Here is a 15,535-nt window from a genome sequence, read left to right on the forward strand (position 1 = left end):
ATCCCCTCCGATTCATAATTCTGATTTTGATTTACACAGATACAGAGTTAACGAGCAATTCCGGACAAATTGTAAATGAAGCTTCTGTTTTTCCCTTAACTTCCTCAAGGCTAACTCCTTCTTGGGTTTCCACTAAGACCATTCCTTCAGGCGTAAAATCAAAGACAGCTAACTCAGTGATTAAGCGATGAACAACCCCTTTCCCTGTTAAAGGCAGGGTGCAATCTTCTTTAATTTTAGACTCGCCATATTTATTGACATGTTCCATAATCACAACAATGCGCTTTGCCCCATTGACAAGGTCCATCGCTCCGCCCATACCCTTTACCATTTTCCCTGGGATCATCCAGTTGGCAAGATCACCGTTTTCTGAAACCTCCATACCGCCAAGAATGGCTAAATCAATATGGCCGCCGCGGATCATAGCAAAGGACTCGGCACTATCAAAATAAGAGGCGCCATTCACTGCTGTAACTGTTTCTTTCCCAGCGTTGATTAAATCAGGATCCACTTGTTCCTCATCCGGATAGGGTCCGATCCCCAAAAGACCATTTTCCGATTGAAGCAAAACGCTGTATTCAGCAGGTATTTCATTTGCTAAAAGCGTTGGTATTCCAATACCCAAATTGACATTCATCCCATCTTTTATTTCCTGCACCGCCCGCTTGATAATCCTTTGACGTACATCCATTGAAAATTCTCCTCCTTATGCTTGAATAACCGTCAGTCTCTCAATTCTCTTTTCATAACCTTCCCCTGCTAAAAGTCGCTGAACATACACGCTTGGTGTATGAATGTGATCGGGATTTAACTCACCAGCACCGACAATTTCTTCTACTTCTGCAATCGTGATTTTTCCAGCCATTGCTGCCAACGGATTAAAATTTCTAGCTGTTTTGTGGTAAACTAAATTCCCTAGCGAATCTGCTCTCCACGCCTTTACTAAGGAAAAGTCGCCAACAATAGCTTTTTCAAGGATATAGGTTTTTCCGTCAAAATTTTTGTGTTCCTTTCCTTCGGCGATCGGAGTTCCCACCCCTGTCGCAGTATAAAATCCAGGAATACCGGCCCCGCCTGCACGGATTCGTTCTGCCAGGGTACCTTGTGGCACGAGTTCCACTTCTAATTCCCCGCTTAAAAATTGCCGTTCAAAAATCTTGTTCTCGCCCACATAGGAAGAAATCATTTTTTTAATTTGTTTATTCGCCAGTAATAATCCGAGACCCCAGTCATCGACACCACAATTATTACTGACAATTGTTAAGTCTTTAACTCCTTTATCTCTTAAAGCCAGAATCGCCTTTTCAGGGATCCCACATAGACCGAATCCTCCGACAATAATCGTGGCTCCGTCATGGATATCCTCGATGGCTTGATCAAACGAATCCATTATTTTCCCATTCTTCATGCTCGTTTCTCCTTTTTTATAGAATCATACCTGCTGAACATTCCAATAAGGCATTCCTTTATCGACATATATGATTGGAACAACCAATTCACAGAAAACGTTTACAATTTTCTAACCTCCTATTCTATAAAAACGATGATACTCATTTAAGAAGCAAGTTTTATGCCAAATCTATTTTATTATTCAGAATGAAGGAATAAGGGAAGAAGTCCTTAAGTACTTTCACATTTTGGGTTAAATAAAATAAATATTTTCCGCTTTTTCGGAATTATATCTATGTCCCTTTTCCGAAAAACAGGAATTTTCCGTTCTTCCGGAAAAGGTGTAGCAATTATCCATTTTCGAAGATACCAAAAAAGGGTTAGTCCCTCAAAGGAATGAGAGACTAACCCTTTTTTAGCGTAATTGTGATATCCTTACATAAAAAAAACCTCCTCAAAGGAGAAGGTCTTACTCTTTCTCCCTAATAAACCAACCCTCAGGTTTTTTTTCTATCGTAAACAGATCTTCATCGAATTTTTTGCGAAGTGCTTTATATTCCTCATTTTCAAATTTAATCTCTGAAACTCTGATTTGTTTGAGTGTAATTTCGGGCTTTTTAACTTCAAATATTAAATCTTTAAAAATAAAAAAGGTTTTTTGTCGTTTCATTCTCTCCAATTCCTCCCTTTATTATTTCTTACGTATAGAATTAGGCAAAAATGAATGAAACCCTTTAAAAATTCTATGTAAATTTATTGTAACAAATTTATAAATCTTTCCGTAATTTTCTTAGCATCTGGAAGATCTGACCTCGATGATGGGATTCATGTTCAATCAAATGATACACAACCCACTCAGGTGTGACATCATATGGTTCCAGTACTCTAGGTTTACGCCAATCTGTTAGGTCCATTGATTGAAAATGGGAAAGAAATACTTCACGAACTTTATTTAGACGGTAAAAATGTTCTTCTAAACTTTGTCCCTCCACGTGAGCTAAAGAGCCATCTGCGGACCTGTGTTCGAACGGAAACATCGAGAGTATTTCGGGATCCCATTCGGTAACAAGTACCTCTTCATATAACCAATCTGCCTCAATCAAGGCAATGTGATACAGCAACGAGCCAATCGTTTGTCTTTCATCTATTTTGGTATCGAGGATTGTTTGGCTGATACCGGTTAATTCCGTTAAAAGAGTACGGCGAACATCCTCTAGACACCATAGCCACCGGCCAATTTCTTCATTAAATCCTGGTAATGGAGAAACCAGTAAAGTTCTTCTATTCAATAGGATCATCCTCTTCTTTATCATAATTGATGAGCTTTATGAGCGAATTTTGAGTTCCAATGGGCGAATTCTAGGCCTCAATGGGCGAATTTCGGACTCCAATGAGCGAATTTGAAAATCAACAATCTAATAAGTCCAAAAAAAAGATGCAATACAAAGCATCTTTCTTTAAAATTCCACTATGTTTTACTTGAATTTACGTTTCATATAAATAGTAATCTTGAGAATGGTAGCTTCTAAATCCACATGATTCATAGAGCCTAAGCGCATTGGCATTTTTAGCCTCTACCTCGAGAAAAATAGGGTATCCTTTTTGATGCTCCCTGATGACTACATTCGATAAGGCTTTTCTTCCAATCCCCTTTCCCTGGAGTTCAGGAAAAATGGCAAAACCATAAATCCAGGCTTCACCATTCGATTCGGAAACGCGTATTTTTCCGGCAATTTTTCCTTCCGCTTCAATAATGAAACGTTCGTCACCGCTGGTTTCCCTAATCGTTTGGTTAAACGCTCGTGCCGCCTCTTCGTTGATTCCGAACCCTAAAAAATCGAGTTGGATTTCGGCTTCCCAATCCTCTGGAGAAATTGACGGACGCAATGTAACAGTCGGGTCCTCAGACAATTGCGTTTCCTGCCATTTCATTTGATACTCAGCAATCGAAAAAGCACATGGAACGCTTTTCAAAAACTGCTTGGCTGATTGAGATTTTGTTGGAGCATTTAACAAAATCGTAGGATATCGTTTTTCCGACTCTAGCAGGCCACTTTCCATCAAATAAGAAAAGATTCCTCTTCTTCGGTAATCAGGGTGCACCATTCCACATAGTTCTACTTTATCCCCAAAACCATAGATGCCAAGAAAGCCGACAAGCTTCCCGTCTTCATAATGAAATAAGTCTTTTTTTTGTTTTCCAATCCGATTTTCAAGCATATCAAAATTTAGCTTCAGGTTAAATCCACCCTCTTCTTCACAAACCCCCTGAAGCTCTTTTATTTCCAATAGATCTTCACGTGTAAGCATTCAATTCACCCCTGTTCATCTTCACCTATTTCTATTCTTGATTGTGGGTTGTCATTCCTTCTTTTAATATATTCTTACACAAAAAAAAGCCACCGAGATGGCAGCTTAATTCTTATGAATGGCTCTCATTTATTAAACTCTTTTTTTCATTGCTACAATCCGAAAATACAAGTATATTCAACCTAAAAGGTATGTGAAGAAAAGAGTGATTCGTATGACTAGTGACCACCATCAAAAATCTAATAAATCATCTTACATGAGGTTGGGTTATGTGTTCGCTGTTATTCTCACCATTATACTTGGCCTGGCCTCAAGAAAATTCTCTCAACTGCTTCCGAACCTTGTTGCGGAGAATGCCGGGGATGCATTGTGGGCGATGATGGTTTATTTCGGATTTCGTTTCTTGCTGGTGCGAAAGAGCCTCCTAACAGCCATCATCCTTAGTTTATTATTCAGTTATGGCATCGAATTCAGTCAACTCTATCAAGCAGAATGGATTAATCATCTGCGCGGTACATTGATTGGAGCGTTAATACTTGGTCAAGGTTTTCTTACAGTGGATTTGATTCGGTATGCAATTGGGATTATAGTGGCTGCTGTAATAGATAAAATGACCCTTAGTGCAAAAAAACATGAATCTTAGAAATCCCATAGCCTTAGTTACCTAATGCTATGGGAATTTCTAACGTATTTATTTTTGAACCATCTTTTGCGGAATATACAAATAATTCTAATTTACCTGTAGTTGTAGATAGTGACTCCTTAGCAAATGTGATTTCAAATTCACCCCAAGCTGGTGCGCCCTCTGTCTGGTAGTTCCCTTCTTTAACGACTTTTTCTCCATCATATAGAGCATATTGAAAGACCCCTTCAAAGACTTGGGCTTTCCCTGTTACAAGGATTGTATCAGCCTTTTCTGTAACGACGACATCTTTAAAGACTTCATTGTGATATACTTCTTCCTCCGGTTCCTCTGAAACAGGTCCATTGGGATTTGAAGGATTTTCTCCATCTGGTTCTATTACCGGTGGTTTTTCACTTTCCACATCCTGTTGTGAAGTACAAGCAGCTAATCCCATTGAAACCAACAATACAGCGATCAAATAAGCCATCTTTTTCATCATGTTATCCCGCCTATTTTTTCTTTTCATTTATTATATTTTATTATTTTTTGAATAATCCTGTGTGCTGGAAAAATAATTAAAAATAAACAAACTAATAAAAAATAGACTGAGCTGGTTCTTCCTTTTGGGAAGCCCAAGTCCGTCTTTTTTACAACAGAAGAAGTTAACTATTTTTGCTTTTTTTGGGTTTGAAGGTTTTACAACAGGTTTCGGCTGAGGTACCTGCCGTATCCACATGATTCTTTTCACCTAATTCGGAAGAAAATTCTGTATCATAGCGGGCATGGTTATCAATTTCAACCATAATTTTATCTGCTGTACATACATTACCTTCTCCATAAAACGAACAGTTGGCGATTGAACAAGATACTTCAACTTTAGGCATTGTCAAACCTCCTAGTTAATGAACTGTTGCTTTTTTATATTTTGTAAAAACAATTTTTTCATTCACTGGATTATTTTTTACTCTAATGAAATGGAGACATTTTTCCAAGAAAACACGAAAGGCAACGACCCCTTTGGGTTCGCTGCCTCCTTTTAATAACGTTCACTATTAACTTGCTTGTGTCTCTGGTGAAAGATTGTGAACCTTCCCATGATTGCTTTTTTTCTTCGTTTTTGGATTTCCAACATTCGGCGCCTTAATGGTCATGGCGATGAGTAAGGATACAACGCTCAGTACGGCTATAAGCTTAAATGTAGGAATAAAACCACCTAAGGCAGAAGCAATAAATGATCCAGAAATGGCTCCAATTCCGAAACCTTGATAAATGATGCCGTAATTTTTGCTTTGATTTTTCAAGCCAAAGAAATCAGCGACAATAGCCGGGAAGATCGTAATATTCCCGCCAAAACAGAAGGCAATCCCAGCAACACAGGCAAAGAACAAGGCATAATTAAGTTGGACAAAGCTTAATACGGTCACAGCTGCTGCAGTTACAAGAAGGGCAAATGAGACCACTCGTAAACGACCGACTTTATCCGATAAGGCCCCGAGAATGATACGACCGCTTGTATTAAAGATAGCAACTAATGCCACAGCATTACTAGCCGCTTCCACATCAAGTCCAGCCATTCTCACGCCAATATCTTTCACGATTCCAATTAAGAATAATCCACTCATACACGCGGTGAAGAAAATGACAAATAGTAGATAAGCTTGCTTGGTTTTAAGCATTTCTTTCACAGTGAAATCTTTTTGGACGCTGGCACTAAGGGTTTGCACTGCTTGACCCATTTTTGCTTCTCGTACCAGGAATGAACCACCCACAACTAATATCATGACGATTAATCCCCAGTAAAAAAAGGCTTGAGACACACCAACGGATTGAATCAGTGAACCGTTTATAAATTTGAATAACAAACTTCCCGTACCGTACGCACCAACAGAAATTCCTGAAATAAGTCCTTTTCTCTCTGGAAACCACTTAATTAAATTTGATAATGACGTAATATAAGCTGTACCGTCTGCTGCCCCAACGACAACACCAACTAAAATATAAAGCATCCATAAAGATGATACTTGGGAACTAAGAATTAATCCTGCTCCTAGTACAAGACCTGCAACACCAATTAAACGGCGAAGCCCCCATTTATCCTGCAACTTTCCAGCAAACAGCGTGGAAAATGCCAAGGCAAAGCTGGTAATAGAAAACGTAATAGCAACTGAATTTAACTTCCAATGAAAGAGTTCTACCAACGGCTGGTTAAAAAGACTCCACGTATAAATGGTACCTAAACCCATCTGTACAATAATCGTTCCTAACACGATCAGCCATCGACGATCTGTTCTTGATTTCATTGCGATCTCCTCTTTTCTTCCATGTAAAAATGATAATGTTACATTTAATAATCTTTAATTGATTTTGTTTACATCATCATCATAGCATCGAAAAAGAGAAAGAAATCGGTTTCAGAATGAGATGCCTATTATTCGGAATGAATGGCGGTTATAGATGCATAATTTGTCGAAACGCTTTCACCTTACTTCTACTGACCGGAATTTCCTCAGAAAGATCTTTTAAACGAAGCATATAGGTTTGATTAAACCATGGAACGATTTCGCGGATTTTGGTCAAGTTAACCGTATAAGAACGATGACATCGAAAGAATAGGTTCTCTGGTAAAAGTGCGTCAAATTCCGTGATGCTCATCGGCATGATGTACTCCTCCTCTTTCGTATACACCAATGTCACTTTTTCACTAGCAATCGCATAATAGATATCATTGGCGTCTGTTACGATAATTTTATCGTTCTTTTTCAAATTGATTCGATTAGACGCCTGTGAAGAGTTTTCCCTTTGCTTTCCCAGCGGATTCTGATGAGATACGAGTGTCCCCTCGGGGAGCAATGTTTCAGCGTGATCTCGTTTAAAAGCAGATTCCAATCTGCTTAACATCGCGGCAATCCGCTTCTCATCATAAGGCTTTAAAATATAATCAAAAGCTTCAAGTTCAAATGCTTGAGCGGCATGCTCTTTATAAGCTGTAGTAAAGACAATATATGGCCTTTTTGAAAATTTACTGATAGTACTCGCTAACAACATCCCATTAAGGGAAGGAATATTAATATCTAGAAAAATGACATCTGTTTCATTCTCCTGCAAAAATTTTAATACATCTAAGCCATCATCAAAAATATGGGTCACTACAATTTCACTATAGGCTTCAACTAAATACTCCAGTTCTTCACGTGCAGGTATTTCATCCTCGACAATAATTGCTCTCATAGGTTCTCCTTTACTATATCAAAAAAGACTTCTGTTCCAGGTGACAGTCGGTGAATGACCAGTCCATGTCCATAAATGAGTTTCACTCGCTGGTGAACATTATACAAGCCAATTTTGTTGGCCGGTACATTATCATGGAGTAAATGATGAATGACATCCTCACTAATTCCGGCTCCGGTATCCTTCACACTAATTCTTACTTTGTTTTCCAAATTCTTGACCGAAATAGTTACCTTTCCGGGTCCTTTTATCTTTAAGACTCCATGGATAATGGCATTTTCGACTAAAGGCTGAATGAGAAGACTTGGTATGTACACATTTACATCATCTACCTCATATTCCACTGTTAATCGGCTCCCAAAACGCGCCTTTTCTATTTCCACGTAATCTCGGACTTGTGCCAATTCTTTATGGATATCAATCAATTCATCACTAACTTCTAAATTGTAACGCATATAGCCAGAAAGATTAATAATCAGCTCACGCGCCTTGTCCGGATTTTTGCGTGTGGTGGAGGCAATGGCATTGAGGGCATTAAACAAAAAATGTGGATTAATTTTTGTTTGCAGTGCCTTTAATTCTGCCTTGTTCGCAGCTTCCCTAATTTGTTCAATCCGGGAAACCTCCATTAGTGTGGAGATGATTTGCGATAATCCGATCGCCATTGTCTGTAGTGAATAGGTCATTTTATAAGCTTTCCGGTAATAGATTTTAAGGGTGCCTGTGACCTCACCATGCTCCTCAAAAGGAACAATGAGCAGCGAGTGAATTTGCGGTGTATGGTGATCCTGAACTTGATTCCGAATGATAAATTTCCCACTGTGAATGGCCTCTTTGGTCAAATCACTAATGATTTCCTGTCCAATGACATATCGTTCTTCTCCAAAGCCCACATATGTGAGCACGTTATGAGTATCTGTTATCGCTACCGCGTCTGCGTTGATATCATTTTTAATAATACGACAAATCTCTGTCAAGGAATCCGAATTAATCGACCGAAAATAAGGAAGTGTCTTGTTCGCGATATCCAATGCTAACTTCGCCTGTCTCGCTGCAATCATTTCCTTTTCACCTTCAACGCTCATCACAAGCAAAACAATTAAACCAATATTGACCTCTCCTATAATCATCGGGAAGGCGATTTTTGAAACAATGTCCAAACCTAGTTCGTACGGATTTGCCATCACTAGGATTAACACCATGGTTAAAATTTCCGACAACATTCCGGCTGCTATTCCATAAATCCAGCGCAAAGACCGTTTCACGCTTCGATTAATATACCCCGAAACAATCCCTGCAAAAATGCTCGTAATTAGGCACGGGATGGAAGTGATGCCACCAATATCAATGACATATCGATGGACTCCTGACACAATACCGGTAATAATTCCTACCCAAGGTCCAAATAAAATTCCACCCGAAACCACCGCAATAATCCTGACATTTACCAGTGAACCTTCCACATTGATCCCGGAATACGTACCAAATATGGCAAATAAGCAAAACACAAGTGTAATGACAACACGCTCTGTGGCAGAATGCTGGTCTTTTTGAAGCGATTCCTTAAATCGTGGGATTCGTATCATAAAGAATAGGCAAATCAAGAGTAAAGCTGCCCGTTCAAATAAATCAATAAGCATTTCTAATGATGTGTTCATTTAACGTTCCCTTCTTCTGTATGTTTTCTAAAAACCTCATCCATAACTTCAATATTATACTACTAGCTGGTTTCGAAAAGGAAAAAATGGAATGTAATGAAATCACCCAATTCTATCCATTCTTAATAGCTTGCCTATTTTTCTCTTGAGAAATATAAACAGGCTTTTTTATTAGGACAACGTCTTCCCGTGATACATATACATGCAGTATAAATTTAATTGTGGAATGTAAGGGGAGAATTTTTATGGATAGAGACATCATGAAAAAGTTCATTGGCAAAGTAATCAAGATTAATAGAGGAGGACCTGAATCCAAAATTGGGATGTTAATGGATACCGGCGACGATCATATCACCATTCTCACCGAAGTTGATGGAATTGTTTACTACAAAACGAATCATATTAAAAGTTTTACAGATAACATAAAAGAGAGTATGTCTTTCGACATAGATCTACCTGAAAATTTAACATTTATAAAAGGTGCTAATCTCCAAGAACTGCTTGGCTCAATGAAATACAAATGGATTAAAATTAATCGTGGCGGCCCTGAGACCATAGAGGGAGTACTCGCAAATGCAGATAATGATTCTATTTTTTTAATCAATGGTCAGGAACTCGTTCGTCTTTCCATGAACCATATTAAAAGTATTAGCTATGGTTTAAAAATTCAAAAGACCAATAGTGAAAACACTTATACACAACAATCACAACAAAGAGAAGGAAAATCAAGTAATAGCAGTCAAAATAAAAAAAATAACAGTCAAAAAAACAAAAATAAAAATAAAAATAAGAAAAACCGCAATAAGAGATCTTCACAAAAAACAACGGATAATGATGCGGAAACGAATATAGCAAATCCATTATCCATAACGGGAATTTCGTTTGAAACAGATATGGAAGAGGCTGAAATGAATCAATCATTGCCTAAATTCACAACTGAAACTTCGCAAGGAACGCCTGTTGGAGAGGATGACGGTAGTCTTTCCATTCCATTGGCCACAATAGAAACTTCTAAAGTAATGCCTATTGTAGAGGATGAAAGTAATCTAGCCATTCCACTCTCGGCACTGGAAGCTTCGCAAGTAATACCTGTATTTGAGGATGAAAGTGATTTATCCATTCCACTATCCACATGGGAAACTTCGCAAGAAACACCTGTTGGAGAGGATGAAAGTGATCTAGAAACTCCTCTATACACAATGGAAACTACAAAAGTAACAACTGGTGAAGACATGCTAATTGATCTAGCAGTTCTAATTACTCTAATGAAAAAGTTTATAAGAAAATATTCAAACAATACCCAAAATTAAACCGTTATTCCTTTTGTTTTGAAATATTTGGAATTAATCACTCTCACACATTACAAAAAAGAAAGACCATCATTTGGTCTTTCTTCTTCTATGTTACTATCCATCGATTTTCAATCAAATGAACCCATTGTTTGGAATAATTCTTCATTTGATTTTGGAGTTACATAAATGGTTCGACTTGGAAACGCTATGTCTACTCCCTCTTCCTCTAATATCGCCATAATGGCTAAATTGATTTCATGTTTAATTTTAACGTGCTCTGCCCAGACAGTAGAATTCGTAAAGAAGTAGATAAGAATATCGAGACTACTCTCATTATAATGATCAAATGCAACCATAATCGTATCAGGATGGATTTCTTCATGTGTGGTTAATAAATGTTCAATCCGTTTAACCACTCGTTGAATTTGTTCTTTCGTCGTTTGATAGTTAAGTCCTAAGTGAAAAGAAATTTTTCTCTTCCCCATTCGACTCCAGTTGGTAATGGCTTCATTGGCAAGTGTTGCATTGGGAACGGTAACTAGCGCCTGACTAAACGTACGAATTTTCGTGCTTCTGAAATTAATATCTTCGACAATCCCTTCGACACTAGGTGTTAAGATCCAATCTCCAATCGAAAAAGGTTTTTCAGTGACAATGACGATTCCGCCTATTAGATTTCCTACCGCTTCTTTTGCAGCTAAAGCAAAGGCTAGACCCCCTAGCCCTAGACCAGCCACCAATCCGTTGACGTCATAATCAAACTCTTGGCCAATAATACTAATGCTGATGGCAATAATGATGACGCGGATCGTCCTTGAAATGAACGGTAATAGAATTAAATCAATCTTATTGTTGATCTTTTGATTAACACTTATTAAAATCCCCTCAGTTGGAGATGACAAGTTAAACAAGCCCCAAGTAATTAATACGATAACCATAGAACGGAGGAATTTTAAAAATAACGTATTATGCTGTTCGATAAACGGGAAATAATCCATGGCTAAATACAAACCTACAATGATAAAGAACCATCCCAAAGGACGTTCAAATCCTAAACAAATTTTAGTAAAAACATCAGTTGGTGTTTTCCGAGATAATTTTACAATCAACTGAAATACATACTTTGTAAATAGGTTTCTAAAAAGGATAAATAATACCAAAATACCAATAGAAATTCCTAAATTTTTTAACATGTCATAGTCTAATCCCGCCATTGAAAAAGCCATGACAAATGAACCAAAAGACATTCTAAAATACCTTCTCTCTTTTTACGATATATTTTTTGCAGAATTACATTTTCATATAATAACTGCTTCCACAAAATTTTTAAATACAACTATAGTCTTAGATTGAAAAAAAATAAAAAAGATGAAGAACGATGCCTCCATCTTTATTGCCTTTTGATTAATTTTGTTTTACCGAAGCGCTTTTTTTATTTTCAATCCTTTGTAAAATACCAATTGGAAGATACGTAATGAAAAAGACAATCAGGGCGGCGATCTCTAGATTTATATAATACATAATTCCACTGCCGAAAAAAGTGAGGATCGTTTTGGCTTCTGTCGGACTCGCTAAGTAGAAAAAGTTGGTGCCAAGCAGCACATTTAAGAAAAAGATGGGGACAGCGATCAGGTTCACGGTTAAGAAACTAGATATCATCGCTTTCATCGGTACCCTAAAATCTTCATAAAGTATAAAGTAAAAGGCGGCTAATGGAATAACGGAATGATGTAGGAAGTATTCAATATAGCGAAAATGTGGGAAATTGTAGGTCATTTCAGGTGTAACCATTGCTAAAATGGGGGTTAATGTACCAAAAAAATACAACAAGTAAAACACTTTTTTGTTCCTTTTGAAGAATAAAAACATCGCCAAAAATGAACTAATTGAACACAGTTGTAATGGAAGATCACTCACAGCCCATTGATGGGTAAGTATTAACCATAATTGCAAAGAAATCTCACAGGTTGGCAAAAGTATAAACAAGGTCCATTTGATGCTCTGTTGGTATCGCTTCTGTTGATTTCTGAAATACACCAATGCACCACATGCGGCGAAGAATAACACTAACGTAACAATGTGGACTGTTGAAAACATCTTGAATCCCTGCATTCCTGTAGCAGAAAACATGATGCTATCACACCTCTCCCTGTACATTGAAATGCTGCTATTCTAAATAGTATTCATTTACCGAAAAATCTGACACGATATTCTTTAGTTCGAACCGATTAGATCAAGTGACTCGATACAGAAAAAAGTTGGTACCTTTAGAACCAGGCACCAACCCTTTTTCTCTTATTTTTTCTTACACTTTCTGTAGTAGTGATCCTTCCTCATACCTTTTCGCATGCTCCTAATAAGTTCTCAGTCTGTTCAAGTACTAAGAACAGCTCATCCCAAGAATTTTGTGTCGTCAAGTTCTGGGCATGTGCTAAGTTGTTTCGTAAACCCTCTAATTGTTTAAAGTATGTTTTCCCTTTGCTCTTTGATTTAATCCCTAAAAGTTCCCGTAACGGATTCTCATTCAGGACGATGTCTCGTTTATCACAAATTTGTAGGCAATCACATAATTGAATGGCTTCGTTCCGTGACTTTCTAAGTGAAAATAATTCTTCAGCTAATTGAATTCGATGGCCACTTAAATGTTTTTTCCAGGTATTATCAGGGAAAAAATCATTAATAATTCGATATAAGTGCATCTCTAACAAGGTAATCAGCCCAAATAATAACATGCGAATCGGTGGTTTTTGGAGATCTGCCAGCGTTACTACTTTTGTTACCCTATTCCCTTCCAGGATAAATACTCGCTCTTTCTCTTTTAAAAAAAATAAAGTATCAATTAATGGTGTGGATTCCGAGACAAGCTCGGTCGGACTAAAACTCCGGTAATACTCTTCACAGATTCCTACATTTAATTCATTTCTAATAACATACCCGATAACCACTCCATGATCTTCCACACCCATCACATCATAGTCTTTCATATCCATCATGTTTTTTATCCTTTGAGCATCATCCGTAAGATGACACGTGTCCATGGTTTCAGAAATACTGTTCACTGTTATGTTTTGCTCATACAACGACCGAAGATTTTTATAAGAACTTACTTTATCACGTTGCTTTGTTGGCATAAATGTCAAATAAATCTCCTCCCATAAGTTCTTCTTGATGACCTTTCACTGTGGATTGAAGAAAAAATACACCATTGTTGGTGTATTTTCCATTTAATTTAATCCATATTCTTTTATTTTGTTATACAATGTCCCTCGTGAAATACCTAAAAGGTTAGCCGCCGCGCTTTTATTTCCATAGGTTTTTCTTAATGCTTCCTCAATCTCAATCACTTCAGGATTTATTCGAACATCTTCCAGATGAACAATTTCTTCTTTTGGACTGGTAGTTTGTTTCACGGTTAACTTACTCTTTATATTATCAGGCAAATGTTCATCGGTAATGACAGATTTGTCAGTAAGGAGAACCAAACGTTCGATTGTGTTCCTAAGTTCACGGATATTACCTGGCCAGTCATAGTTCACCAACAGGTTCATGGTTTCAGAAGAGATTTCCTGCACTGGCTTTTTATACTTAGAGCTGAATTCCAGAATATAGTTCTGGATATGGGCAACGATATCCTTTTTTCTAGTTCTTAAGGGCGGGATATCAATGGTAATAACGGATAAATGAAAATAAAGCTGCTCGTTGAAATGTCCTTCTTTCACGAGTATTTCAATCGATTCTGACGTGGATGTGATTATTCGGGTTGGTGAGGTAATTTTCTCTACTCCTCCGACCCGGTAAAAACAGTGATCGACCATATAATTTAGTAGTTTTCCTTGAATCTGAAGCGGCATCTTGTCAATATTTTCTATAAATAATGTACCGCCTAGAGCTTGCTCGATCCGGCCGATTTGTAAGGTTTGCTGTTCCGCTGTAAAGGTTTCCTTTTGAAAACCGAAAAGTTCCATTTCCAACAAGGCAGGAGGAATGACAGAACAGTTTAGGGTAATAAATGGCCCTTCGGCTTTTGTGCCTCCATAATGAATCGCTTGTGCTAACATTTCCTTTCCAGATCCAGGTTCCCCTGTTAAGTGAATCGGAATATCGGCATGGGCAACCTTTTGCGCAATCTTCAACGCTTCCTGAAATTTAGGACTCTCACTTACCATGGTTGAAAAGGGACTGTTTTTTTGAACAAGCACGGATGAATTGGAATCCAATTCTTCGTTTAGTCGGATAATATTCGTGATATTCTGTTCGGTAGCGACCCCGCCAATAATCTTATTTTCGATGATGATGGGTGAAGCATTAATGAGAACATGTGTATCCTTATCAGGTCGATGATATTGCCCTCTTACCGGCCGTCCCTCATTTAAAATTCGGTGCAGGACAATCGATTCATCACGAAAGTGCTCCCCTATTTTTTTCCCAAGGATGTACTCTTTTTTAATCTTATAGGTTTCCTCCGCTGTTGTATTCCAATAGACCACGCGTCCCACCTGATCGACCGCTGTAACTGATTCATTAATCGTTTCTGCTAAGGTCTGAAAATAAGCAGAAATCTGGCGGTTTTCATCTTCTAGCATTTCCATCCGCTTTTCAGCTGAAAGAACCCCTAGAATCCCCTTTTCATCTTTAACAAGAACCGGCCTCCGCCAATCAACCGGCCCATCGTCACCATGGACATCCGAAATAACAGATGAGGGCAGCCAGTGAAGCTGTTCAAGCCAATTATCTATGGGTATAGAGTCGTCACCTAAATTCATCAGACTTTTTTCATAATTAGCAATGATCAAGTATATTCCACCTGACACAATAACAAAATGGTACTCGTTCAGTTTCTTTTTAATTTCTAGTAATGGTATATGTTGATTAACAATTGTAAAGGAATCATCCAGTATCAATTGAACACTTTTGAACATACTAAAATCCTTTCATGCTTTATTATCACATTAACATTATCATAAATTCAACGGCTATTCTAGCAAACCAGACCTTTTAAGTGCCATAGATTAGGACTCCCCGATAGGAATGAA

16 protein-coding genes are annotated in these 15,535 nt (G+C 37.9%); 2 read left to right on the forward strand and 14 right to left on the reverse strand.

Annotated elements, in window-relative coordinates:
• Positions 1-31 precede the first annotated feature (31 nt).
• From M3610_RS14365 to M3610_RS14385, 5 genes are all read right to left on the reverse strand, one after another.
• Positions 32-691 carry a 3-oxoacid CoA-transferase subunit B gene (locus M3610_RS14365; protein WP_251459989.1) on the reverse strand — a complete coding sequence of 220 codons (660 nt, stop codon included), beginning with the start codon at positions 689-691 and terminating at the stop codon, positions 32-34.
• Between the two features lie 15 nt (positions 692-706).
• Entirely contained in the window at positions 707-1,408 is a 702-nt protein-coding gene (locus M3610_RS14370; protein WP_251459991.1) for a CoA transferase subunit A, read from the reverse strand.
• 450 nt (positions 1,409-1,858) lie between these two features.
• Positions 1,859-2,059, reverse strand: a complete 201-nt coding sequence (locus M3610_RS14375; protein ID WP_098574692.1) for a hypothetical protein — start codon at positions 2,057-2,059, stop codon at positions 1,859-1,861.
• Positions 2,060-2,156: 97 nt separating this feature from the next.
• Complete coding sequence (locus M3610_RS14380) at positions 2,157-2,687, reverse strand: DinB family protein (RefSeq protein WP_396953649.1); 531 nt, start codon at positions 2,685-2,687, stop codon at positions 2,157-2,159.
• A 187-nt stretch (positions 2,688-2,874) separates the two neighbouring features.
• Positions 2,875-3,699, reverse strand: a complete 825-nt coding sequence (locus M3610_RS14385) for a GNAT family N-acetyltransferase (protein WP_251459995.1) — start codon at positions 3,697-3,699, stop codon at positions 2,875-2,877.
• Between the two features lie 214 nt (positions 3,700-3,913).
• Between M3610_RS14385 and M3610_RS14390 the strand changes: the two genes are divergently transcribed.
• Complete coding sequence (locus M3610_RS14390; RefSeq protein WP_251459997.1) at positions 3,914-4,342, forward strand: ribosomal maturation YjgA family protein; 429 nt, start codon at positions 3,914-3,916, stop codon at positions 4,340-4,342.
• A gap of 13 nt (positions 4,343-4,355) precedes the next feature.
• On the opposite strand, the gene M3610_RS14395 is transcribed toward M3610_RS14390, so the two are convergent.
• The 5 genes from M3610_RS14395 to M3610_RS14415 all read right to left on the reverse strand — a co-directional run bounded on the left by M3610_RS14395 (position 4,356) and on the right by M3610_RS14415 (position 9,210).
• Complete coding sequence (locus M3610_RS14395) at positions 4,356-4,823, reverse strand: Gmad2 immunoglobulin-like domain-containing protein (RefSeq protein WP_251459999.1); 468 nt, start codon at positions 4,821-4,823, stop codon at positions 4,356-4,358.
• Positions 4,824-4,986: 163 nt separating this feature from the next.
• Positions 4,987-5,208, reverse strand: coding sequence for a DUF1540 domain-containing protein (locus M3610_RS14400; RefSeq protein WP_251460001.1), 222 nt, complete (start codon positions 5,206-5,208; stop codon positions 4,987-4,989).
• Positions 5,209-5,376: 168 nt separating this feature from the next.
• Positions 5,377-6,624, reverse strand: coding sequence for an L-lactate MFS transporter (locus tag M3610_RS14405; protein WP_251460002.1), 1,248 nt, complete (start codon positions 6,622-6,624; stop codon positions 5,377-5,379).
• Between the two features lie 148 nt (positions 6,625-6,772).
• Entirely contained in the window at positions 6,773-7,552 is a 780-nt protein-coding gene (locus M3610_RS14410) for a LytR/AlgR family response regulator transcription factor (RefSeq protein WP_251460004.1), read from the reverse strand.
• Complete coding sequence (locus tag M3610_RS14415) at positions 7,549-9,210, reverse strand: sensor histidine kinase (protein ID WP_251460006.1); 1,662 nt, start codon at positions 9,208-9,210, stop codon at positions 7,549-7,551. The genes M3610_RS14410 and M3610_RS14415 overlap by 4 nt, the downstream gene beginning before the upstream one ends.
• Before the next feature lie 245 nt (positions 9,211-9,455).
• Here M3610_RS14415 and M3610_RS14420 point away from each other — a divergent pair, with 245 nt between their 5' ends.
• Positions 9,456-10,520, forward strand: a complete 1,065-nt coding sequence (locus M3610_RS14420; RefSeq protein ID WP_251460008.1) for a hypothetical protein — start codon at positions 9,456-9,458, stop codon at positions 10,518-10,520.
• A gap of 110 nt (positions 10,521-10,630) precedes the next feature.
• Here M3610_RS14420 and M3610_RS14425 read toward each other — a convergent pair whose 3' ends face one another.
• The 4 genes from M3610_RS14425 to M3610_RS14440 all read right to left on the reverse strand — a co-directional run bounded on the left by M3610_RS14425 (position 10,631) and on the right by M3610_RS14440 (position 15,421).
• The gene (locus M3610_RS14425) at positions 10,631-11,749 is read right to left on the reverse strand and encodes a mechanosensitive ion channel family protein (RefSeq protein ID WP_251460010.1); all 1,119 of its coding nucleotides are present in this window, start codon (positions 11,747-11,749) and stop codon (positions 10,631-10,633) included.
• Positions 11,750-11,906: 157 nt separating this feature from the next.
• Positions 11,907-12,632, reverse strand: coding sequence for a YwaF family protein (locus tag M3610_RS14430; RefSeq protein ID WP_251460013.1), 726 nt, complete (start codon positions 12,630-12,632; stop codon positions 11,907-11,909).
• A gap of 203 nt (positions 12,633-12,835) precedes the next feature.
• Entirely contained in the window at positions 12,836-13,642 is an 807-nt protein-coding gene (locus tag M3610_RS14435; protein WP_251460015.1) for a hypothetical protein, read from the reverse strand.
• An 84-nt stretch (positions 13,643-13,726) separates the two neighbouring features.
• Positions 13,727-15,421: a sigma-54 interaction domain-containing protein gene (locus tag M3610_RS14440; RefSeq protein ID WP_251460017.1), complete on the reverse strand. Its 1,695-nt coding sequence runs from the start codon at positions 15,419-15,421 to the stop codon at positions 13,727-13,729.
• Positions 15,422-15,535: the final 114 nt, after the last annotated feature.

The sequence above is a fragment of the Neobacillus sp. MER 74 genome, from assembly GCF_023714155.1.

What these genes read in the sequence shown, in the direction of transcription:
- M3610_RS14365 (WP_251459989.1), bottom strand. Translation starts at nt 691, where the DNA reads ATGGATGTACGTCAAAGGATTATCAAGCGGGCGGTGCAGGAAATAAAA.
- M3610_RS14370 (WP_251459991.1), bottom strand. Translation starts at nt 1,408, where the DNA reads ATGAAGAATGGGAAAATAATGGATTCGTTTGATCAAGCCATCGAGGAT.
- M3610_RS14375 (WP_098574692.1), bottom strand. Translation starts at nt 2,059, where the DNA reads ATGAAACGACAAAAAACCTTTTTTATTTTTAAAGATTTAATATTTGAA.
- M3610_RS14380 (WP_396953649.1), bottom strand. Translation starts at nt 2,687, where the DNA reads ATGATCCTATTGAATAGAAGAACTTTACTGGTTTCTCCATTACCAGGA.
- M3610_RS14385 (WP_251459995.1), bottom strand. Translation starts at nt 3,699, where the DNA reads ATGCTTACACGTGAAGATCTATTGGAAATAAAAGAGCTTCAGGGGGTT.
- M3610_RS14390 (WP_251459997.1), top strand. Translation starts at nt 3,914, where the DNA reads ATGACTAGTGACCACCATCAAAAATCTAATAAATCATCTTACATGAGG.
- M3610_RS14395 (WP_251459999.1), bottom strand. Translation starts at nt 4,823, where the DNA reads ATGATGAAAAAGATGGCTTATTTGATCGCTGTATTGTTGGTTTCAATG.
- M3610_RS14400 (WP_251460001.1), bottom strand. Translation starts at nt 5,208, where the DNA reads ATGCCTAAAGTTGAAGTATCTTGTTCAATCGCCAACTGTTCGTTTTAT.
- M3610_RS14405 (WP_251460002.1), bottom strand. Translation starts at nt 6,624, where the DNA reads ATGAAATCAAGAACAGATCGTCGATGGCTGATCGTGTTAGGAACGATT.
- M3610_RS14410 (WP_251460004.1), bottom strand. Translation starts at nt 7,552, where the DNA reads ATGAGAGCAATTATTGTCGAGGATGAAATACCTGCACGTGAAGAACTG.
- M3610_RS14415 (WP_251460006.1), bottom strand. Translation starts at nt 9,210, where the DNA reads ATGAACACATCATTAGAAATGCTTATTGATTTATTTGAACGGGCAGCT.
- M3610_RS14420 (WP_251460008.1), top strand. Translation starts at nt 9,456, where the DNA reads ATGGATAGAGACATCATGAAAAAGTTCATTGGCAAAGTAATCAAGATT.
- M3610_RS14425 (WP_251460010.1), bottom strand. Translation starts at nt 11,749, where the DNA reads ATGTCTTTTGGTTCATTTGTCATGGCTTTTTCAATGGCGGGATTAGAC.
- M3610_RS14430 (WP_251460013.1), bottom strand. Translation starts at nt 12,632, where the DNA reads ATGTTTTCTGCTACAGGAATGCAGGGATTCAAGATGTTTTCAACAGTC.
- M3610_RS14440 (WP_251460017.1), bottom strand. Translation starts at nt 15,421, where the DNA reads ATGTTCAAAAGTGTTCAATTGATACTGGATGATTCCTTTACAATTGTT.